Origin of the sequence: Pectobacterium nicotianae, from assembly GCF_023272715.1 — a bacterium.
Lineage (GTDB): Bacteria > Pseudomonadota > Gammaproteobacteria > Enterobacterales > Enterobacteriaceae > Pectobacterium > Pectobacterium brasiliense.
This window is the reverse complement of record NZ_CP096821.1, coordinates 1,306,236-1,327,079: the sequence shown is the minus strand read 5'-3', so window position 1 is coordinate 1,327,079 and position 20,844 is coordinate 1,306,236. Positions and strand designations below refer to the sequence as shown.

The window sequence follows — 20,844 nt, the reverse complement described above, 5'->3', positions numbered from 1 at the left end:
TCATTCCCTGCTCACTAATTTATATTCACCGTTTTCACCGCACGGGTTATCAGCCTCTGCGCGGTGACGCGGATAGGATAAAAAGACAGTGAGCTTTGTTGATCGTCTGTGTTACCCCTGATGAGCGTTTTCAAGGAGATGAGGTATGAAGTCCAGACCGATTTGTAGTGTGATCCCCCCTTACATTTTGCATCGTATTATCGCAAACGGCACAGACGAGCAGCGCCACTGTGCGCAACAAACGCTGATGCACGTTCAGTCATTAATGGTCAGCCACAATCCACGCCCGGAACCCCATGAGAAATTAGCTGCGGGGCAGGCAAACCGCAACATTCATGATGCCGAGCAGCAACAACAGTTGCCCGGCAAGCTGGTCCGAGCTGAAGGCCAACCCAGCAACGGTGATATCGCCGTCGATGAGGCCTATAACTATCTGGGCGTCACTTACGATTTCTTCTGGAAAATTTTCCAACGTAACTCGCTGGATGCCGAGGGGCTGCCGCTGGCTGGCACCGTACATTACGGTCAGGATTACCAGAATGCTTTCTGGAACGGGCAACAGATGGTGTTCGGAGATGGCGACGGCAAAATCTTTAATCGCTTCACGATTGCGCTTGACGTGGTCGCGCATGAACTCACGCACGGCATCACCGAAAACGAAGCGGGACTGATCTATTTCCGCCAGTCCGGTGCGCTAAATGAATCGCTGTCCGATGTTTTTGGCTCCATGGTCAAGCAGTATCATTTGGGGCAAACCGCCGAGCAGGCCGATTGGCTTATCGGTGACGAGCTTCTGGCCGATGGTATTCACGGCATGGGGCTGCGGTCAATGTCTAATCCGGGCACCGCGTATGACGATGAGTTGTTAGGTATCGACCCCCAACCCTCTCACATGAGTGAGTATGTGAACACGCGTGAAGACAATGGCGGCGTGCACCTGAATTCAGGCATTCCCAACCGGGCATTCTATCTAACAGCCATCGCACTGGGCGGCCATTCATGGGAAAAAGCGGGTCGCATCTGGTACGACACGCTGTGTGATAAAACGCTGCCCCAAAATGCGGATTTCGAAATTTTCGCACGCCACACCATTCAACATGCCGCTCAACGTTTTAACCATACCGTTGCCGATATCGTCATGCAGTCGTGGGAAACGGTGGGTGTGGAGGTACGGCAGGAGTTCTTATGAAAACGCTGCCGGAGCTCAACAACGATGCCATCATTGAGCTAGCGCGTGAGGGGGGATTCGCCTTTATCCCCAAGCTGGCGGGGCCGCGACGCTTCGCGCTCGCCAGCGTACCGCCATCCGAACGGGAGCGAATTTGTAACGCGATCCGTAATGCTGCTCCTCAGGCTCGCGAACCCGGCGAACCCGATGGCCCAGGGCGCGGCGACCAGTTTTATTACCGCATCCATATCAGCTACTGCCAACCGCAGCAGAACCAATACACCGATGTCATTCTGCTGATCCCCGAAGACCGCGCGCCACCGGAGCTGACCGAGCTGTGGCGCAACGGCATACAGGAGTAACTATTGATTGAGTAATAATGGATTTAATCGGCAGGCGCGTAGCTGAACACGACTTGCCATTTGGAAATCATCCCGTGCTGCTGGCAGAAGTAATCCACCGCACCGCAGGCTTTCAGTTCCTGAAGCGAGTGCTTACATTCAGGGCACGCAGCCTCACGCAGATAATCCTGCTGGCAGGCAGTACACTGAAACCGCGCACCGCTTTTCCAGGCCAGAGGATGATCACAGCTCGGACAATTTGCTTCCATGTTTATCCTCTCGTTTCACCACGTTCAGGCAGCACATTTCTGTCCAATTCCGGCAGCATAACCACACTTTCCTGATCGTTGGCATCAGTACGGGAAATCACCAACACGGCGACATCGTCACTGGGATTATAGGGCAAATGCGGGACGTTCTCAGGAATATAGAGGAAATTGCCTTCGGGTAATTCAATCCAGTTTTCAAGCTGCTCCCCGTAATACATGCAGGAAATGCCGCTTAGCGCGTAAATTGCCGTTTCGTGATGTTCGTGCTTATGCGCCTTTCCCTGCGAACGCGGTGGAATCCACGCTAACTGCATATGAAGATGTTGAGCCCCCACCGTCTCGCGTGAAATCCCAACCGAATAAACCAAGCCTTGTTTGCCCTGATACTGGGCCTGCGGGGCAATCCGCTGGCAATATACGTCCCGCTCAGAATGCTTTGTTTTCATCACTGCGCCTCAGGAAGAAGACTGTCCAAGAGTACGCTATCAAATTCCTGTTCTGTCAGCCAAAAGACAAGACGTAAGACTCTGTCACTTACTGCAACAGGAGCCACCAGCGCTGAAACACATCAGGAAACATGATGAAACCCGCTGACTTTGGCTTGATTACCGAAGACTTTTGCTTGATTACAGAAGGTCGTCACCATGAATACTCTCGAACAAGCCGCTCTCCACGCCCGCGCTAAATCACGCCCAGTGAACGTAAAAAGTAGAGCCCCAGCGCAATCATAAAGAAGGCCCCTACCGTTGTCAGCCCAATGATATTAGCCGCAAGCGTCGCGTTTCCCCCCATCGCCCGCGTCATCGCATAGCTACCTGCTGCGGTTGGCGTTGAAGAAAATAGAAAAATGATTCCCAGCTCAACACCGCGGAAACCAACAAGCCATCCGCCCAGCGTGAGTAACCCAGGCACAACGAATACCTTCGCCACAGAAGAAAGCACGGCAACATTGGACGAACGGAACATACTACGCCACTCCAGACTGGCACCCGCACAGAGTAATGCCAGCGGCAGCGCCATGGAGGAAATAAAACCGCCCGTTTGTTTAATCACACCCGGCATCGGCAGTTGGCTTTGCCCATAGGCAGCCCCCAGAAGTAGGCCAATAATCAGCGGGTTGGTCACAATACCCCGCAGCAGTTGGCTTACCGGAATCTTCTGTTCGGGCGATTGTCGCTGCAAGCTGCGCGTCAGCGTAATGACAGACAGCGCGTTAAACATAATGACCGTCACCATCAAATACAGCGAGCCAACAGCAATGCCTTCATCGCCATAGGCACTCATGGCAAAAGCAAGCCCCATCACGCCAGTATTCGACCGGAACCCGCCTTGTACGAAGATGCCGCGTTCCTTCGGATCCTTAACTAGCCTCGTCGCCGCAAACTCCAGAAGCAGAAATGTTGCCAATGTTCCGACTGTGCCATAAACCACCAGCGGCCACTGGCTTACAAAAGACTGTTGATTACTGGCAACACTGAAAAACAGCAGACAGGGAAGAGAAACGTTGAACACCACCCGCATTGCCGTATCACAAAACGCATCATTTAGCAGATTGAGTTTGCGCAACGCGATACCCATAAACAACATCAATAAATTGGGCATCGTGACGTTGAACGCAAAACTCCAGGTTTCCCAGGACATGACTTTCCTTGATGACTACTTGTTTTGTTAAAATGGTCGTTTTATTAAAAATGGTTTGTTTTGTTAACGACGCTCGTTTCGTCTCTAACAAAACGGGGCGAATATCGCTATTCGCCCCGTAAATAAATCACTTACTTTTTTTAAGATGCGACATCAAACGCTTACGCTTGCGTAGCTGGTTTGGTGTCAGCGTGTTGCGCTTGTCCGCAAAGGGGTTTTCCCCTTCTTTAAACTGAATACGAATCGGCGTACCCATCACTTCCAGCGAACGGCGATAGTAGTTCATCAGGTAGCGCTTGTAGGAATCTGGCAGGTCTTTCACCTGATTCCCGTGGATCACCACGATCGGCGGGTTATAACCGCCGGCGTGCGCATATTTCAGCTTCACGCGGCGACCGCGCACCAGCGGCGGCTGGTGATCGTCTGATGCCATTTGCATGATACGGGTCAACATAGCCGTACTGACGCGACGAGTGGCGCAAGAATAGGCTTCGGTTACCGACTCAAACAGGTTGCCCACGCCGCTACCGTGTAGCGCAGAAATAAAGTGAATACGGGCGAAATCGATAAAGCCGAGACGCAGATCCAGCGTCTCCTTCACCTGCTCACGCACTTCCTGCGACAGGCCATCCCACTTGTTCACCACGATCACCAGTGAGCGCCCACTATTGAGGATAAAGCCCAACAGCGAGAGATCCTGATCGGAAATACCTTCGCGCGCATCAATAACCAGCAGGACTACGTTGGCATCTTCAATCGCCTGCAATGTCTTGATGACAGAGAATTTTTCTACCGTTTCCGTTACTTTGCCGCGCTTACGCACCCCGGCGGTATCAATCAGAACGTATTCACGTTCGTCGCGCACCATAGGGATGTAGATACTGTCACGCGTCGTGCCGGGCATGTCGAACACCACCACGCGCTCTTCACCCAGAATACGGTTCGTCAGCGTGGATTTACCCACGTTCGGACGCCCAACAATCGCCAGTTTGATCGGCAAATCTTCAGGATTGAAATCGTCTTCTGCTTCTTCTTCGCTGGCCTGCTCTTCTGCTTCTAACGCTGCCCAATAAGCCGCGTTCTCTTCTTCTTCGGTTAGCTCGATCGGCTCTTCTATTTCATCCTGTACAAACGGCAGCAGAACCGTTTCCAGCAGCGACGTTACGCCACGGCCGTGAGACGCCGCGATCGCGTACACTTCGCCCATTCCGAGCGAGTAGAAATCCGCTGTGACCATGTCCGGGTCAAGGCCATCGGTTTTGTTAGCGACCAGCACGGTCGTCTTTTCGCGGCTGCGCAGATGCTTGGCAATGCCTTCATCCGCAGGCATCAACCCTGCGCGTGCATCCACCATGAACAGCACGATATCCGCTTCTTCAATCGCGACCAGCGATTGGCCCGCCATGCGCGTTTCCACGCCGTCTTCGGTGCCATCGATACCACCGGTATCGACGATAATAAATTCATGCCCTTCCACTTCTGCACGACCATACTTGCGGTCACGAGTCAGCCCAGGGAAATCCGCCACTAATGCATCACGAGTGCGCGTTAAGCGGTTAAATAGCGTGGATTTCCCCACATTCGGGCGCCCGACCAGCGCGACGACAGGTATCATTGTTACAACCTCATTACTTATATTTCAATACGTTACAGCGAAATACTCGCTGACGATAAAAAGACGAAACGGCCCCTGATAATGTCAGGAGCCGTTATACGAGCACACCCAAAACGCTGTGCTCCAAATTGATACGGGTTACTTAGCGAGTGAACGCGTAGACATCACCGTTTTTCGCCTGAATCAGCAGCTTATCGCTGGCAACCACAGGCTTGCTCAGGAAGCCGGAGCTATCCACTTTTTGCTGCGCCACGAAGCGACCATCCGCCGTATTCAGCCAGTGCAGATACCCTTCTGTATCGCCGACAACCAGATAACCATTATACAGCGCCGGAGCCGTTAAGTTACGGTGCAGCAGATCGCTTTGACGCCACAGGCTCACGCCGCCGTTGGTATTCAATGCAACAACGCGATCGTCCTGATCGACCAGATAGATGCGGTCGCCGTCAATAATGAAATCATGTACTGAACCCAGTTCACGCTTCCACAGAACCTGACCAGAACGCAGATCCAGCGCGGTCATGTTGCCATTGTAACCCAGCGCATAAACCACTTCGCCCGCGACCACTGGCGTGGTGTCGACATCGTTCAGACGATCGATTTCAGTTGCGCCACTCGGCTGTGAAATACGCTGTTGCCAAATGAGCTGACCCTGATTGATCATCACGGCGTTCACACGACCGTTATCACCACCCACAATCGCCGCACCAAATGCGGTTGTCGGGGCAGACTCACCGCGCAGAGACAGCGTCGGCATATCCAGATTGACGCTCCACTTAATTGCGCCATCGGCTTCATTCAATGCCTGCAGCATACCGTTGCTGGTGTGAATCAGCACCACGCCGTCGCTGACGACAGGGCGAGACAGCGCTTCACCAGCCACTTTGGTCTGCCATACTGGCGTACCATCTTCCGCATTCAGCGCATAGACCTGCGCCCTTTCGCTGCCGACATAGACATGGTTACCAGAAACCGTTACGCCGCCGGACAGCAGCGCTGGATTATTGCGGGAGAAGAAATTAGTCTTCTCTGACAGATCCGCGCGCCAAATCTCTTTGCCATCACTCAGATCCATCGCTTTCACGGTGCCACGACGATCGGCCGCAAAAACGCGATTATCCTGCCATGCGGGGTGAAGATTGGAGTAAAACTCACCAATCCCGCTCCCAACCGAGCTGTTCCACACCTTAGTTGGCGTGAACTGGTTTTCCACCTGCGGCAGTGGAGACATAGTGACAACATCTTCTTCGCTGTTAAACAGCGAGCATCCGCTCAGCAGGGCAACAGAAACCAGTCCTACCAAAAGTGTTTTACGCAATTGCATGGAATTCCTCTTAGCTGGACAGGTTATTCAGTTTCATACGCAGTAACGCTTGCTGTGCCTGCGATGGATTGGAAGACAACCCTTTGTTGTAGGCATCACGCGCAGCCTGATTATCCCCTTTGCTCACCAGAATATCACCACGCACTTCCGCAGCCTGTGATGCCCAGCCTTCCAGCTTGATGGCATCCAACGTTTTCAGCGCGTCATCCGCTTTATTTTCCTGCAGCTGCACCCGCGCCAGACGCAGATTCACCACGGCCAGCAGGTCGGCATCTTTAGTCTGAGACTGCGCCTGTACCAGCTGCTGCGCTGCTTTAGCAAAATCTTTCTGATCAACGTAATGACGAGCCAGTTCCAGAGAAGCCAGCGCGCCATAGGTATTCTTATTCTCAGCTGTAAATTTCTCGGTTGCCGTAATCGCGTCGGCTTTACCTTCGGCCAATTGCTCCGTCACCTGCTGATAAGATGAAGATGCCGCCATTACGCTGTCATTTTGGTGGCTTTGCCAGAAACGCCAGCCAACCAGTGCGCCGACGCCTAGCACAACACCGACAACTAACGCCTTTCCGTTCTCCGCGAGGAAACGACGTAGTGCATCAACCTGTTCATTCTCTGTGGTATAGACTTCCACGGTGTCTCTCTCCTCAATCCAGTAACGTTGCCAGCCGCGATGCGACGTCGGCCTGTGCCAATGTATCCTGCTCGCCATTGCTCAGGTTTTTAACCACAACCTGACCGGCCGCCACTTCATTTTCGCCTAATACCAATGCGACGCGTGCGCCCCATTTATCAGCACGAGCGAACTGCTTCTTAAAGTTGCCACCACCGTAGTTGGTCATCAGTTTCAACTGCGGCAGCGCGTCACGTAATTTCTCCGCCAGCTGCATTGCCGCAACCTGCGTTCCCGTACCGGAAGAAATCAGATAAGCATCCACGCTCGGCTGTGCTTTGAAATCCGGGTTCACAGACTGCACTAGCAGCACCAGACGCTCCAGACCCATTGCAAAACCAACCGCCGGCGTCGCGTGTCCGCCCAACTGTTCAACCATACCATCATAACGCCCACCGGCACAGACCGTGCCCTGTGCGCCCAGACTGGTCGTCACCCACTCAAATACGGTGCGGTTATAGTAATCCAAACCACGAACCAGACGCGGATTAACGGTATATGGGATGCCGGACTGCGTTAAAAGTTCACCCAGTGCCTCAAAGTGTGCACGTGATTCGTCATCCAGATAGTCCGTCAGCACTGGCGCATCGTTCAGCAGTTCCTGAATCTGCGGATTCTTCGTATCCAGAACGCGCAGCGGATTGGTGTACATCCGACGCAGGCAGTCTTCATCCAACTGATCTTTATGCTGTTCGAGGAACGCCACCAGCGCTTCGCGATAGCGCGCACGCGCGTCTAACGAACCAATCGAGTTCAGTTCCAGCTTCACATGATCTGCGATGCCCAGCACACGCCACCAGCGGGCTGTCATCAGGATCAGTTCGGCATCAATATCCGGCCCTTGCAGACCAAACACTTCACAGCCCAACTGATGGAACTGGCGATAGCGCCCTTTCTGCGGACGCTCGTAGCGGAACATCGGGCCGACATACCACAGTCGCTGTTCCTGATTATAGAGAATACCGTGCTCAATACCGGCGCGGACGCAGCCAGCCGTCCCTTCCGGGCGCAGAGTCAGGCTATCGCCGTTGCGATCGTCAAAGGTATACATCTCTTTTTCGACGACATCGGTCACTTCACCGATAGCGCGCTTAAACAGCGGCGTTTGCTCAACAATCGGCAAACGAATTTCATTATAGCCGTAGCCGCTGAGCACCTGTTTCAGGCTGTTTTCAATACGCTGCCACAATGCCGTTTCGGCTGGCAGGTAATCGTTCATGCCACGGATGGCTTGAATATTTTTTGCCACGTCAGTTCTCTATGCGTTTTTCAAAAAATAAACCCGATTATAGAGGGATTGTCGTCGCATCTTCAATGCGGGGCATCCCCATCGGGTTCAGGAATCGTGAATTAGGCGGGTGACGGCAGACCGTCACGCCGTCAGAGTTACTTATCTACCAGATTGACGGTAATACGCTGATTTTCGTCCATCATGGAGGCTTTCGCGCGGATCTTGGCTTCTAACTGATCGATCATCTGTTCGTTATCAAAGCGCTCTCTCTGCCGCACGCCGTCTTCATAGAAGCCGCTCTTGTTGTGCCCACCCGTTACACCAATGGTGGACACCAGCGCTTCGCCCGGACCATTTACCACACAGCCGATAATCGAGACATCCATCGGCGTGATGAGATCTTCCAGTCTTTGTTCCAGCGCGTTCACCGTACCGATCACGTCAAATTCCTGACGGGAACAGGTTGGGCAAGCAATGAAGTTGATTCCGCGCGCACGAATGCGCAGTGATTTCAGGATATCGAAGCCAACTTTCACTTCTTCAACCGGATCGGCCGCCAGCGAGATACGCAATGTGTCGCCAATACCTTCAGACAGCAGCAGACCGAGGCCAATAGCCGATTTTACCGCGCCGCTACGTGCGCCACCGGCCTCGGTGATACCGAGGTGCAGAGGCTGATCGATACGCGCTGCCAGCAGGCGATAGGATTGCACGGCCAGAAAAACATCCGAGGCTTTAACGCTGACTTTAAACTGATCGAAGTTCAGGCGGTCGAGAATATCGACATGGCGCATCGCTGATTCCAGTAGCGCTTCCGGCGTTGGCTCACCGTATTTTTCCTGCAAATCTTTTTCCAGCGAACCGCCGTTAACGCCAATGCGGATCGGGATATTGTTGTAACGTGCGCAGTCGACAACCGAGCGGATACGCTCTTCGTTACCAATATTACCGGGGTTGATACGCAGACAGTCGACGCCGTACTCCGCGACTTTCAGCGCGATGCGGTAGTCAAAGTGGATGTCAGCGACGAGCGGGACATTCACCTGCTGTTTGATAAGCTTAAAAGCTTCCGCCGCGTCCATGGTTGGTACGGAAACGCGGACAATATCGACGCCAACACGTTCCAGCGCTCTGATTTGGTTGACGGTTGCTTCAACGTCGGTGGTTCGGGTGTTGGTCATGGATTGCACAGCAATCGGCGCACCATCACCAACAGGCACCTTGCCGACGTAAATTCGTGTTGATTTTCGACGGGTTATGGGTGCAGCGTTATGCATTACTTCATCTCCAACATTGCAGTCTTACCTGAACAACACGTTATTCTGCGGTCAGCGTCAGGCGTGCAACCTGATTGCTGCGCACAAAGCGGCTTAAATCAACCGGCTTGCCTTGAAATTGAATCTGTACCGCAGCAGGTGCACCGATTTTCAGTTTATAGGGTGACTGACCATCCAGATTCAGTGTGCCACCATTACGCTGCATGCCGCTGAACAGTTTTTTACCGCTGGCATCGGTGACTTCCAGCCAGCAATCGGCCGTGAACGTCATCACTAATGCATGAGCAGCAGGGGCTGGATTGGTTTCCGCTACCGTGCCCGCAGCGGGAGCTACAGCTCCAGCACCTAATAATGCATTACCCGCAGCCTGCGGCTGTGTGGCGTTCGCGTGTGAAGGTGACTGGCTGGAAGGTGCAGCAGACGGTGTAGAGGCAGAAGAAGGCGTTGACGGTGTCTCCGTTCCAGTGGCTGAAAGGTCGACTGGTGTAGAAACCGGTGCCGTAGCAGAATCCGGCGTTGCCGTTTCCTGCGGTGCGCTATTGTCCATTAGCGGAACGGACTGCCCTTCCGTTTGTGCCTGCATCGAACTAGCGTGATCGACCATGCTGTTGATTTCCGCCTGCTGAGCCTGATGGTTTTGCCACCACCATGCCCCCGTTAGCCCCAGAACAACCAGCACGACCAGCCAGGTGATTGTCATCAACCAGCCATCACGCTTTTTGCGGCTTTTTTTCAGCGAAAAACTCTGCATCGGCGAAACAGAGATCGTTTTAGGTATGGCCTGTTTATCCACAGAGGGAAGCAGTTCATCTTCGGGTAAATGAACCAGCTTGGCATAAGAACGGATATAACCGCGCAGAAAAGTCGGCGCTAAATCGGCAGGCGTCGTACCGTCTTCAATATCACGAACGGTGGTGATTTTAAGGCACAAACGCTCAGCAATAGTTTGCTGAGTTAGCCCAAGGCGTTCACGCGCCTCACGCAGACGTTCGCCGGGTAGTTTTGCTTCTGTTGTATCTTGGGTGGCTTCAGTATTCATTAGCTAAGAAATGCTGGTACTGTTTAGATTGTGGAAAACTTCGCGCCAGCACGTTGCCATAACGTTCTTTATCGCCATCATGGCCCGCTAACGCGGCGAAACGAATCTGTAACCATAAGCTTTCGGCACTGGCCGGAAGACTATGCTGATAAACATCAAGCAGCAGCCGCGCCTGCTCATTTTTCCCGGAAGCAAACTGTTTGTTTGCTTCCGCCAGCAAGGCACTGCCTTTCGTCGGGTCATACTTCAGCGCCCGACTTAATAAATTGCGCGCGTCTTCAGTCTGTCCAGCATTGAAAAAGCAGTATCCCGCATTTTCCAACGCATCAGCAACCTGACTGTAATCAGGAAGTTGTGCAGCCGCACTAAACTGTCGCTGAGCCGCTACATACTGCCCTAAACTACACAGAAACGCACCGTAATTATTCATGACGCTGCCATTTTCCGGCGCCATGTTTAACACATGTTGATAACGTTGTTCAGCCAGACGATTTTCACCTATCCGCTGCTCGTAAAGCGCCATCCCCAATTGTGTTCGATAATCCTGCGGAGCAATCGCAACCGCCTTCTCAAGATTCTGCCGAGCCGAATCCAGATTATTGTGCGCCAGATAGGTCAACCCTAACTGCAAGCGAGTTTGGGCAACCGCTGGATTGGTCGTCTCCTGAGGCGATTTCACACACCCCGCCAGCAACAGCACCGCGAACAGGCCACTCAGCCAATGCTTTCCCTGTGATAAAGACATTCTCTGCCATAAAGAAAGTCTCTGTGATAGTGGCTTTGCCATCCCTGCACCCTCGCCTTGTCGTCTTTGCCAGACATCCTGACCAGCGAGGTTACCTGAATATGAACAGAGTGGCAGTCGGACCTTACAACAACGCGGCACGCCTCGCAATTTGCTCACTTTTGCCCTGCAAATTACCTCAGCGGACGACGTCGGGTTAGCGCTTCACGTTAACCCACGCCCATTTGTTATCAGACCGCTTTCACCGCGATAGGTTCGCCGGCCAATTTCTTCTTCAGCGTACGTTTGGTTCTGTCTACGACTTCACCCGCTAGCTGACCGCAGGCGGCATCAATATCATCCCCACGGGTTTTACGTACGATCGTCGTGAAGCCATACTCCATCAATACCTTGGAGAAACGGTCAACGCGGCTGTTTGAGCTGCGGCCATACGGCGCGCCCGGGAACGGGTTCCACGGAATCAGGTTGATCTTGCACGGCGTATTTTTCAGGCATTCAGCCAGTTGATGCGCGTGTTCGGTGCCATCATTGATATGATCCAGCATCACATACTCAACGGTAACACGTCCCTGATTCGCATTGGATTTCTCCAGATAGCGACGTACCGCGCTCAGAAACGTCTCGATGTTGTACTTTTTGTTGATCGGCATGATTTCGTTGCGGATGTCGTCGGTCGGTGCATGCAGAGAAATCGCCAGCGCAACATCGATCATATCGCCCAGTTTATCCAACGCAGGCACCACGCCTGACGTGGACAGCGTCACACGGCGCTTGGATAAACCAAAGCCGAAGTCATCCAACATGATTTCCATCGCCGGCACGACGTTAGTCAGGTTCAGCAGCGGTTCGCCCATGCCCATCATCACGACGTTGGTGATTGGACGCTGACCGGTAACTTTAAACGCACCGATAATCTTCGCCGCACGCCACACCTGACCGATGATTTCCGATACGCGCAGGTTACGGTTAAAGCCCTGCTGCGCCGTTGAACAGAATTTGCATTCCAGCGCACAGCCTACCTGAGACGACACACACAGCGTGGCGCGATCTTCTTCTGGAATATAAACCGTTTCAACCCGCTGACCGCCCACCAGAATCGCCCACTTGATGGTGCCATCGGAAGAGCGCTGTTCATCCACCACTTCAGGGGCGCGAATTTCAGCGATCTCCTGCAATTTGCTGCGGAAGACTTTGTTAATATCCGTCATCTGGTTGAAGTCATCACAGCAATAGTGATAAATCCACTTCATGACCTGATCGGCGCGGAACGGTTTCTCTCCCATCGACATGAAGAGGTCACGCATTTGCTGGCGGTTAAGATCCAACAGGTTGATTTTTTCCGCACTGGCTTTAACGGATTGAGAGGCATCAGCAGACGCCGGAGAGAATTCGGACACGGTTTGCTCGGATACGGTAGTGTTAGATACTGTGGTGTTAGATGCCGTCGTTTCAGACACGACGGTTTCAGACGCGATTTGCTTAGACATTGTCAATCCTGGCCTCGTTATTACACGTTATGGCGCTAAAAAGAAGGTTGAATTCGATGGTTATGACCAAAGAAACGCCCCAGATAAGAGCAGGCTCATCCGGGGCGCAGCATTGTACAAAGTTTAAAACAGGTAAGCTACCATCACCGCTTTTTTTCTGTGTCATTACGTCGACACGGCGCATTAACGCAACGAAAAAGAAGCAACATCACACGCGCTAACCTGTTTATCACGCGCAATATTACGCGCGTGCGCAGATTTCGTCATCGCTGAAGAAATAAGCGATTTCACGCTGAGCGGATTCGATAGAATCAGAACCGTGTACCGCGTTCGCCGTGAAACTGTCCGCGTAATCAGCACGCAGCGTGCCCGCCAGTGCGTTTGCTGGGTTAGTCGCACCCATGATGTCACGGTTACGTTGGACGGCATTTTCACTTTCCAGCACCTGCACCATGATCGGGCCAGACATCATGAATTCGACCAGGCCATCAAAGAACGGCTTGCCTTTATGCTCAGCGTAGAAACCTTCCGCTTGTTCACGGCTCAAACGCAGCATTTTAGCCGCAACAATGGTAAAACCTGCGCTTTCAAAGCGTGCGTAAATCGCACCGATGGCATTTTTAGCAACCGCATTAGGTTTTACGATGGAGAAGGTACGTTCTATCGTCATATTGACCTCATTAACTAAACTGTCAGATTACAGCCGGATTATAAGAATTGTATACCCGGCCAGTGAAAGTGGCGCAAATTATAGGGGTAGCGGCCTTTGTTGCCTACCAAGTAGATAACATTTTATTAAAAAAATATTACCTCTCGTTTTCCCTTCATTAACGATTACGCCTCGTACGTTTTCGTTTCCCACCGCCCCCATACTGAATGTAACAAATCATCGGCGATCACAGTTCTGAAGGTTACTTGTAACGTTATAGGTTATTTGTTTTTAAAACAACAAGATAACTGGAATTTCTTTGTCATTCACTGCTAGCCTGCTGCTGTACCCACCATAATGGCCAGTAAGAGGGCTGATAATGAAAAGAGCGGTCAATGCATTGCAAAATTTCGGCAAGTCCCTATATGGGCCGGTGCTGATACTCCCGATTGTCGGGTTATTCATCGCATTTGGGAATGTGTTCGGTAACGGCAATCTAGCGGGTTATGTCCCTTTACTTAACCACCCTTTGATTCAGGATTTTGGTCAACTGGTTTCCAAATCTGCCGTGGCGATTCTGGCTAATTTGGCGCTGGTGTTCGCCGTAGGGATCCCGATCGGGCTGGCGAAACGCGATAAGGGCTACGCTGCGCTGATTGGTCTGGTGATGTTTATCATCTTTATTAACGCCATGAATATCACGCTGCAATTACAGGGCAAACTCGTACCAGCCGCAGAGATGCGCGCCGCAGGGCAAGGTATGGTGCTGGGCGTTCAAGTACTGGAAATGGGGGTTTTCGCCGGTATCCTGATCGGCGGATTCGCAGGCTATCTGTATAACCGTTATTCCAGTAAACAATTTAACGGCGTGATGGCGATCTATTCCGGCCACTGCTTCGTCGCCATTCTGGTTATTCCGCTGGCGATAGCGCTGGGCTTTGCGATGAGCGCCCTGTGGCCGTTTGCTCAACACGGCATTACCTGGCTCGCCTTCGCTATCAAAGGTGCGGGCCCTGTTGGCATCGCGATTTATGGCTTTCTGGAACGCGTACTGATCCCCACCGGGCTACATCATCTGGTCTATACCCCGTTCCTGTACACCGAACTGGGTGGCACCGCAGAAGTGTGCGGCAAGCTCTATCAGGGCGCACGTAACATCTATTTTGCTGAAATGGCCTGTCAGGACGTCAAACAGCTGAGTTCCACCGTAGTCTGGGACGCGCGCGGTATCAGTAAAATGTTTGGTCTGACGGCCGCTGCGCTGGCGATGTATGTGACAGCGAAACCCGAAAAACGGCTGGCCGCCAAAGCTATTCTGATTCCGGCTGCATTTACTTCTTTCTTACTGGGCGTCACCGAACCACTGGAGTTCTCGTTCCTGTTCGTCGCCCCGATGCTGTTTGCCGTCCACGCCGTACTGACCGGCATAGGGATGATGCTGTTCTCCATTATGGGCGTGCATGCGATTGGTGCCAACGGCGTCATTGACTTCCTGCTTTATAACCTGCCGCTGGGCATCGAGAAATCCAACTGGCCGATGTACATCGCGGTCGGGCTGACTATGTCAGTGATTTACTTCTTCGTCTTCCGCTTCCTGATTCTGTATTTCGACATGCCAACCCCCGGGCGTGAAACCGATGAGGAAGAGACGCGACTGTATTCCAAAACCGAATATCAGGCCAAGGCCGAGAATCCGGCAAAAACACAGGACTCGGTGAAAGGCGATGCCCAACTTGTGGGTGCCACCATCATCGCCGGGCTGGGTGGCAAACCCAATATCGAGGTGGTGGATAACTGCTACACCCGCCTACGGGTCACGCTCATCGACCCGGCGTTGGTAGACGAACAACAGCTTAAGAACACCGGTGCGAAAGCCGTTATCCGACAGGGTAACAACGTACAGGTGGTTTACGGACTTCACGTCAAAACGATACGCGAAGCAGTTGAAAACGCGCTTTAACAGGAGACTGACCATGACGACCCCCCCATTCATTCTGACCATTGCCGGCGGCGGCAGCACCTATACCCCAGGCATCGTAAAGAGTCTGATGGTACGTCTCGCGGATTTCCCGCTGGCGGAGATTCGTTTGTATGACATCGACGGCCCGCGGCAGGATATCATCGCGCCGGTGGTGGAAAAGGTGATTCGCGACCACAGTGACAGCATTGTCTTTACCGTCACAACCGACGCGGAGACCGCGTTTAGCGGTGCCCACTTTGTCTTTGCCCAGATGCGCGTCGGCCAGTACAAGATGCGCGAACAGGACGAGAAAATCCCACTACGCCACGGCGTCGTCGGGCAGGAAACCTGTGGCCCCGGCGGGCTGGCCTACGGCCTACGCACCATTCTGCCGATGGCTGAGCTGATCGATCTGGTTGAACGCTACGCGCACAAAGAGGCATGGATCGTCAATTACTCCAACCCGGCCGCGATTGTTGCCGAAGGCGTGCGCCGCCTGCGTCCTAACGCCCGCGTGCTGAATATCTGCGACATGCCGGTTGCCGCGATGCGTAACATCGCTGCCGTGCTGGGCGTCGATCGTCACGACATCACGGTGGACTATTTTGGGCTGAATCACTTTGGCTGGTTTACCCGCGTGCTGGTCGACGGCGTCGATCGTATGCCAGAGCTGCGCGAGCACATCGCCCGCTATGGCCTGTTGACTGCCGATGCCGCCGATACCGATCCGCAGCACGCCGATCCGTCGTGGGTGAAAACCTGGCGCAACATCAAACCCGTCATGGATCATTTCCCAGAGTTCGTGCCGAATCCGTATTTGCAGTACTACCTGATGCCGAATCAGATCGTGGAGCATCAGGATCCTGACTATACGCGCGCCAATGAAGTGATGGACGGGCGTGAGAAAAAGCTGTTTGCGGCCGCCGCCAGCTACAAGGAAACGGGGATTCTGTCGGACGCGTTCCACGTTGGCGTGCACGGCTCCTTCATCGTTGATGTCGCCTGTTCATTGGCGTTCGATCTGCGCCAGCGTCATCTGGTGATCGTCGAGAATAAAGGTGCCATCGCCAATCTGCCTTACGATGCGATGGTGGAAGTGCCCGCTTATATCACCGCGCAAGGTCCAGAACCGGTGCGGATGGGGAATGTCCCGCAGTTCCATCGTGCCTTGCTGGAACAGCAGTTGGCGTCTGAACAGCTGCTGGTGGAAGCCACGCTGGAAGGCAGCTACGAGAAGGCCTTGCAGGCATTTACTCTGAACCGAACCGTGCCGACAATGCAGCACGCCAAAGCCATTCTGGACGAGATGATTGAAGCCAATCAGGATTACTGGCCGCAATTAAAACAAGCATATAGAGACGGTATTGCCCAATAATCTGCGACTTGTCGGATGAGGGAAAATCGCTGACAATGAATCTATCATTGCACATCAATGATAGATTCGGGGTCGAATTCGTCGGCCTCAACGTGGAGGATCTATGTCAGCATCGTCTTCTGATTTGCCCGTTTCTCATGAGCGGTTTGTTTCCGCAGACTGGCTTGCCAGCCACCTGAATGACAGCAGCATCACGCTCATCGACGCCCGGATGCTACCGCCGGGCAACAGCACCCGTGATATTCATGCCGAATACCGCGCCGGTCATCTGCCTGGCGCGGTTTTTTTTGATATTGAAACGCTGTCCGATCACAGCACCGATTTGCCACATATGATGCCGACTCGCGAAGACTTCGCACGCGCGATGGGCGAATTGGGGATCGATAACCAGCAGCATCTGGTGATTTACGACGAAGGCAATCTCTTCTCCGCACCGCGTGCGTGGTGGATGCTGCACACCTTCGGTGCGACATCACTTTCGATCCTGAGCGGCGGTCTGGCGGGCTGGACAGCACAGAATTTGCCATTGGAACAGGGTGATGTAACACCTAAACCGACCACATTCCACGCCACGCTGGATGAAAATGCCATTCGCTCACGCGATGACATGCTTTCCATCAGCCGGGATAAATCAGAACAGATTGTCGATGCCCGCCCCGCTCCCCGTTTTAACGCCGAGGTGGATGAACCGCGTCCCGGCCTGCATCGCGGTCGCATTCCCGGTAGCCTGAACGTGCCGTGGACTGATTTGGTAAGTAACGGTGCGCTGAAGCCTAATGCCGAACTGGCGACCATTCTGCATAAACACGGGGTCGATTTTACTCGTCCCATCGTCGCCAGCTGCGGCTCCGGCGTAACGGCCTCTGTCGTCGTGCTGGCGCTGACGCAGTTAAATGTCCCGAATGTGACGCTGTACGACGGATCATGGAGCGATTGGGGGAGCCGCGATGATGTCCCAATTGAGCGTGATTAGTTCCGTTCCGTGTTTTATTGCCGTCAATCAGGGGTAGCAGGTGGATAATCGGCTGGCGTCTTTAATGCAGCACGGTCAGGTGCTGACGCGCGCGGAATACCGCGTGCTGGCTTTTATCGCCGACCATTCATCGCTGATAGGCAAAATCACGGTGCGGGAGCTGGCGCAGAAAACCTATGTTTCCACGGCGACTATCATGCGGCTGTGCCAGAAAATCGGCTTTAGCGGCTACAGTGAATTCATTTATCACTGCAAAACGCTGCTCACGGAGCATCCACGTCTGGCTCCCTCGCCTGTCGTTACGCCCAATGACGCTTCGCTTCCCGATGCTTTCCAGCATTTTGTCGACAATTATCAGCGCACGTTTGCCTACATTAGCCATCAGGATAGAGCCGCTTTCAGCGCTATCCTGCGACAGGAAAGCCATTTTTTCCTGTACGGCGCAGGGTTTTCCCATCTGTTTGCTGAATATTTGGCGAAGAAACTACAGGTGCTGGGGAAAGATGCCTTCTCTTCCGGATTAGGAGACAGCCGAGGCATTTTTCTCAATAATGCGCCAAAGTATCAGGTGTTTATCGCCATCTCCCGCAGTGGGGAAACCGAGCAGGTGTTGGATAAGGCGCGTATCGCCAAAAACATTGGCATGAAGGTGATCGCGTTTACCCGTGCGTCGTTGAATTCATTAGGCGAGTTAGCCGATTTGCACTTCCGGCTCTACGATGATGCGGTTCACTATGCGGCGGAAGCCGGTGAGATTAGCTCATTTGAATCGAATCTGGTGATGTTGATCGATCTACTGCTATTGCAGGCAACAGCGGAAAGATCGTAATCCGCCGTTGCCTGTATCAAATTTATACACCCGGTATCAGGCGTTACCGCTTCCCTTAAACTCCCTCAGGAAACTCCCCCACTTGCGCTCGTAGAACGGCGTGGTGTGCTTAATCATATAATGACTGATACCCGATTCGCCTTCCTTTACCAGACACAGATCGACAGGACGCTCGTCCGGTAAAGTGTCGCTGGCGACGCTGCCCGCTTCACGGATGATGACTTCCTCGTCCTGATCGGCATCAATCCCAATCAGCAGGTGCGGCTGCTCTTCGCCCGGTTCCTGAATCTGTGCCAAAAACGCCCGTTTTACATGGCGATGTTTGGTAAACAGCTGCGTCAGGGAATCAATCATCTGCGCTGGCATCTCGGCTGGCTGGCTCAGTACGACCTGCATCTCTTCTTCAACAACGCGCTGCTGAACAAAACCGTTACCTTCGCCAGACAGAATATGTTCAATTTCCTGTGGCAAAAACTCTTTGCCATACGGCAGCTTAGGGTTGAGGAACAGCGTGACACCCTGCGTCATTTCAAACAGCGAACGTGTCGGCAGGGCCAGAAAAGCGGCTTCTTCCTCAATCACGCTCTGCAATGCTTCCAGAGAAGAGAAGAAAGGAATGGCGGATGAACCATCGTCTTTTTCCCAGTGCTGAATGTTCACATTACTGCCCGCATGCAATACCACCTCACCGGATTCATCCCCGTCATCGGTACTGCCCAGCACAAACACCGTGGCTTCCATCAGTTCACTGAAAAATTCAGGACGATGCGCTGGCTCTGTTGCAGCCAGAATCAGCACTTCTTCCAGTTTATTACGTGGCGAAAACTCCATACTTTCCTCAACATGATTACGTTAAAAACCGACGCTTTAAGACCTGAACCGACTACTTGGCGTTGCTCAGCAGGAGATTCGCCAGCGTGCGTACGCCGAGTCCCGTTGCGCCCGTCGCCCACTGATCTACCGCGCCTTTACGGTACGTCGCGGAACAGTCAATGTGCAGCCAGCCTTGCTGGTAATTTTTCACAAAGTGCGACAGGAAAGCCGCTGCCGTGCTGGCACCGGCGGTGTGTGCGCCGCTGGCAATGTTGTTCAGATCCGCAAAGCTGGACGGCAGATGGCTGCGGTGGAATTCTTCCAGCGGCAAACGCCAGAACGGCTCGTTTTCTTCTGTCGCGCTTTCCTGCAATGCCGCCACCAGCTCATCATCGAAGCTGAACAGCGCGTGATAGTCGTTACCCAGCGCCATTTTTGCCGCACCCGTCAGCGTTGCGCAGTCGATAATCCACTGTGGATTTTGCTCGGAGGCATCGATCAGGCCATCCGCCAGCACCAGACGCCCTTCCGCATCGGTGTTCATGACTTCAACCGTTTTACCGTTGCGGTAGCGAATGATGTCACCCAGTCGGAATGCATTACCGCTCACCATGTTGTCTGCACAGCACAGGTACAGCTTCACACGCTGTTGCAAACCGCGAGCCGCCGCCAGCGCGAGCGCGCCCGTCAGCGTGGCTGCACCGCCCATGTCTGATTTCATGGAATCCATGGAACTGCTAGGCTTCAGGCTGTAGCCGCCGGTATCAAACGTAATCCCTTTACCTACCAGACAGGCGAACACGGGCGCATCCGCGTTACCCGTCGGGTTATAGTCCAGCGCCAGCAGCACTGGTTGACGCTCAGAACCGCGGCCCACCGTGTGCAGACCAGCATAATTCTGCTCACGCAGATCTTCACCTTTGGTGATGCGGTAGCTGACAGCATCACAGGCAACGTCACACAGCAGGTCGACTGCGCGGGTCGCCAGTTGCTCTGGCCCCAGATCTTCAGCAGGCAGGTTGATGGTGTCACGCACCCAGTCCACGATCTTCAGGCGATCGTTCAGCTCTTTCTTGTCAGCGTCGTTCAGTTCCGCCCATTCAACCGTTCTTTGCCCTTTCGGCCCGCGATACCCCTGCCAGAATGCCCAGCTGTTTGCCAGATCCCAGCCTTCACCGGCTAACTGAACGTGTTTAATCCCCTGCCCATCAATTTTGCGGGCAGCACGTTGGATCACCGCCAGTGCAGCTTTGCCATTCAGGGACGCCCCTACATGAATGGTAAAACCCTGCTCATTCACACTCAGCGTCGCTTTTTCTCCCCAGCGCGCGTCAGCAGGTTGAGTGGAGAGTGAAATCAGCATGGTATTGTTCGTCATAGTGCTTCTCCGATAATAGGTATTCCTGCCACGTTTCATGTTTGCAGGTGATGTTCATAT

The 20,844-nt window shown here is 53.3% G+C and carries 20 protein-coding genes; 6 read left to right on the top strand and 14 right to left on the bottom strand.

Annotated elements, in window-relative coordinates; translation table 11 throughout:
* The first annotated feature begins 145 nt into the window (after positions 1-145).
* On the top strand, positions 146-1,189 hold the full coding sequence (locus MYB54_RS05845) for a M4 family metallopeptidase (protein ID WP_248721627.1): 1,044 nt from the start codon (positions 146-148) through the stop codon (positions 1,187-1,189).
* The gene (locus tag MYB54_RS05840; RefSeq protein WP_039515533.1) at positions 1,186-1,530 is read left to right on the top strand and encodes a protealysin inhibitor emfourin; all 345 of its coding nucleotides are present in this window, start codon (positions 1,186-1,188) and stop codon (positions 1,528-1,530) included. Before MYB54_RS05845 ends, MYB54_RS05840 begins: the two co-directional genes overlap by 4 nt.
* A 23-nt stretch (positions 1,531-1,553) precedes the next feature.
* On the opposite strand, the gene MYB54_RS05835 is transcribed toward MYB54_RS05840, so the two are convergent.
* From MYB54_RS05835 to ndk, 12 genes are all read right to left on the bottom strand, one after another.
* Complete coding sequence (locus tag MYB54_RS05835; protein ID WP_248721626.1) at positions 1,554-1,778, bottom strand: zinc ribbon domain-containing protein; 225 nt, start codon at positions 1,776-1,778, stop codon at positions 1,554-1,556.
* A 2-nt stretch (positions 1,779-1,780) separates the two neighbouring features.
* Entirely contained in the window at positions 1,781-2,224 is a 444-nt protein-coding gene (locus MYB54_RS05830; protein WP_014916202.1) for a cupin domain-containing protein, read from the bottom strand.
* Positions 2,225-2,459: 235 nt separating this feature from the next.
* Positions 2,460-3,419 (bottom strand): AEC family transporter, encoded by a 960-nt coding sequence (locus MYB54_RS05825; RefSeq protein WP_119870734.1) that lies wholly within the window; start codon positions 3,417-3,419, stop codon positions 2,460-2,462.
* A gap of 127 nt (positions 3,420-3,546) precedes the next feature.
* Positions 3,547-5,034 carry a ribosome biogenesis GTPase Der gene (der, locus tag MYB54_RS05820; RefSeq protein ID WP_119870735.1) on the bottom strand — a complete coding sequence of 496 codons (1,488 nt, stop codon included), beginning with the start codon at positions 5,032-5,034 and terminating at the stop codon, positions 3,547-3,549.
* 142 nt (positions 5,035-5,176) lie between these two features.
* A complete protein-coding gene (gene bamB, locus MYB54_RS05815) occupies positions 5,177-6,358 on the bottom strand; it encodes an outer membrane protein assembly factor BamB (protein ID WP_010280044.1) in 1,182 nt (393 codons plus the stop codon).
* 10 nt (positions 6,359-6,368) lie between these two features.
* The gene (locus tag MYB54_RS05810; protein WP_010280046.1) at positions 6,369-6,989 is read right to left on the bottom strand and encodes a YfgM family protein; all 621 of its coding nucleotides are present in this window, start codon (positions 6,987-6,989) and stop codon (positions 6,369-6,371) included.
* 13 nt (positions 6,990-7,002) lie between these two features.
* Positions 7,003-8,277 (bottom strand): histidine--tRNA ligase, encoded by a 1,275-nt coding sequence (gene hisS / locus MYB54_RS05805; protein ID WP_010280049.1) that lies wholly within the window; start codon positions 8,275-8,277, stop codon positions 7,003-7,005.
* Between the two features lie 137 nt (positions 8,278-8,414).
* A complete protein-coding gene (gene ispG, locus MYB54_RS05800) occupies positions 8,415-9,536 on the bottom strand; it encodes a flavodoxin-dependent (E)-4-hydroxy-3-methylbut-2-enyl-diphosphate synthase (RefSeq protein WP_039274788.1) in 1,122 nt (373 codons plus the stop codon).
* A 40-nt stretch (positions 9,537-9,576) separates the two neighbouring features.
* Positions 9,577-10,575: a cytoskeleton protein RodZ gene (gene rodZ / locus MYB54_RS05795; RefSeq protein WP_248721625.1), complete on the bottom strand. Its 999-nt coding sequence runs from the start codon at positions 10,573-10,575 to the stop codon at positions 9,577-9,579.
* Positions 10,565-11,320 carry a type IV pilus biogenesis/stability protein PilW gene (gene pilW / locus MYB54_RS05790; protein ID WP_010280058.1) on the bottom strand — a complete coding sequence of 252 codons (756 nt, stop codon included), beginning with the start codon at positions 11,318-11,320 and terminating at the stop codon, positions 10,565-10,567. Before pilW ends, rodZ begins: the two co-directional genes overlap by 11 nt.
* A gap of 230 nt (positions 11,321-11,550) precedes the next feature.
* Positions 11,551-12,807, bottom strand: coding sequence for a dual-specificity RNA methyltransferase RlmN (gene rlmN / locus MYB54_RS05785; RefSeq protein ID WP_248721624.1), 1,257 nt, complete (start codon positions 12,805-12,807; stop codon positions 11,551-11,553).
* Positions 12,808-13,048: 241 nt separating this feature from the next.
* Complete coding sequence (gene ndk / locus MYB54_RS05780; protein WP_010280064.1) at positions 13,049-13,477, bottom strand: nucleoside-diphosphate kinase; 429 nt, start codon at positions 13,475-13,477, stop codon at positions 13,049-13,051.
* Between the two features lie 358 nt (positions 13,478-13,835).
* Here ndk and MYB54_RS05775 point away from each other — a divergent pair, with 358 nt between their 5' ends.
* From MYB54_RS05775 to MYB54_RS05760, 4 genes are all read left to right on the top strand, one after another.
* A complete protein-coding gene (locus MYB54_RS05775) occupies positions 13,836-15,416 on the top strand; it encodes a PTS transporter subunit EIIC (RefSeq protein WP_048257353.1) in 1,581 nt (526 codons plus the stop codon).
* A 13-nt stretch (positions 15,417-15,429) separates the two neighbouring features.
* Positions 15,430-16,791 (top strand): 6-phospho-alpha-glucosidase, encoded by a 1,362-nt coding sequence (locus MYB54_RS05770; RefSeq protein ID WP_039515544.1) that lies wholly within the window; start codon positions 15,430-15,432, stop codon positions 16,789-16,791.
* A 103-nt stretch (positions 16,792-16,894) separates the two neighbouring features.
* Positions 16,895-17,764: a 3-mercaptopyruvate sulfurtransferase gene (gene sseA / locus MYB54_RS05765; protein ID WP_248721623.1), complete on the top strand. Its 870-nt coding sequence runs from the start codon at positions 16,895-16,897 to the stop codon at positions 17,762-17,764.
* Positions 17,765-17,804: 40 nt separating this feature from the next.
* Entirely contained in the window at positions 17,805-18,593 is a 789-nt protein-coding gene (locus MYB54_RS05760; protein ID WP_248721622.1) for a MurR/RpiR family transcriptional regulator, read from the top strand.
* A gap of 36 nt (positions 18,594-18,629) precedes the next feature.
* Here the strand turns inward: MYB54_RS05760 and sseB are convergent, their stop codons facing one another.
* Positions 18,630-19,424: an enhanced serine sensitivity protein SseB gene (sseB, locus tag MYB54_RS05755; RefSeq protein ID WP_119870739.1), complete on the bottom strand. Its 795-nt coding sequence runs from the start codon at positions 19,422-19,424 to the stop codon at positions 18,630-18,632.
* Positions 19,425-19,476: 52 nt separating this feature from the next.
* Positions 19,477-20,784 (bottom strand): aminopeptidase PepB, encoded by a 1,308-nt coding sequence (pepB, locus tag MYB54_RS05750; RefSeq protein WP_104209512.1) that lies wholly within the window; start codon positions 20,782-20,784, stop codon positions 19,477-19,479.
* Between the last annotated feature and the right edge of the window lie 60 nt (positions 20,785-20,844).

Excerpts from the sequence above, each read along its gene's own strand:
- MYB54_RS05845 (WP_248721627.1), top strand. The coding sequence starts at position 146 with ATGAAGTCCAGACCGATTTGTAGTGTGATCCCCCCTTACATTTTGCAT.
- MYB54_RS05840 (WP_039515533.1), top strand. The coding sequence starts at position 1,186 with ATGAAAACGCTGCCGGAGCTCAACAACGATGCCATCATTGAGCTAGCG.
- MYB54_RS05835 (WP_248721626.1), bottom strand. The coding sequence starts at position 1,778 with ATGGAAGCAAATTGTCCGAGCTGTGATCATCCTCTGGCCTGGAAAAGC.
- MYB54_RS05830 (WP_014916202.1), bottom strand. The coding sequence starts at position 2,224 with ATGAAAACAAAGCATTCTGAGCGGGACGTATATTGCCAGCGGATTGCC.
- MYB54_RS05825 (WP_119870734.1), bottom strand. The coding sequence starts at position 3,419 with ATGTCCTGGGAAACCTGGAGTTTTGCGTTCAACGTCACGATGCCCAAT.
- der (WP_119870735.1), bottom strand. The coding sequence starts at position 5,034 with ATGATACCTGTCGTCGCGCTGGTCGGGCGCCCGAATGTGGGGAAATCC.
- bamB (WP_010280044.1), bottom strand. The coding sequence starts at position 6,358 with ATGCAATTGCGTAAAACACTTTTGGTAGGACTGGTTTCTGTTGCCCTG.
- ispG (WP_039274788.1), bottom strand. The coding sequence starts at position 9,536 with ATGCATAACGCTGCACCCATAACCCGTCGAAAATCAACACGAATTTAC.
- rodZ (WP_248721625.1), bottom strand. The coding sequence starts at position 10,575 with ATGAATACTGAAGCCACCCAAGATACAACAGAAGCAAAACTACCCGGC.
- pilW (WP_010280058.1), bottom strand. The coding sequence starts at position 11,320 with ATGTCTTTATCACAGGGAAAGCATTGGCTGAGTGGCCTGTTCGCGGTG.
- rlmN (WP_248721624.1), bottom strand. The coding sequence starts at position 12,807 with ATGTCTAAGCAAATCGCGTCTGAAACCGTCGTGTCTGAAACGACGGCA.
- ndk (WP_010280064.1), bottom strand. The coding sequence starts at position 13,477 with ATGACGATAGAACGTACCTTCTCCATCGTAAAACCTAATGCGGTTGCT.
- MYB54_RS05775 (WP_048257353.1), top strand. The coding sequence starts at position 13,836 with ATGAAAAGAGCGGTCAATGCATTGCAAAATTTCGGCAAGTCCCTATAT.
- MYB54_RS05770 (WP_039515544.1), top strand. The coding sequence starts at position 15,430 with ATGACGACCCCCCCATTCATTCTGACCATTGCCGGCGGCGGCAGCACC.
- sseA (WP_248721623.1), top strand. The coding sequence starts at position 16,895 with ATGTCAGCATCGTCTTCTGATTTGCCCGTTTCTCATGAGCGGTTTGTT.
- sseB (WP_119870739.1), bottom strand. The coding sequence starts at position 19,424 with ATGGAGTTTTCGCCACGTAATAAACTGGAAGAAGTGCTGATTCTGGCT.
- pepB (WP_104209512.1), bottom strand. The coding sequence starts at position 20,784 with ATGACGAACAATACCATGCTGATTTCACTCTCCACTCAACCTGCTGAC.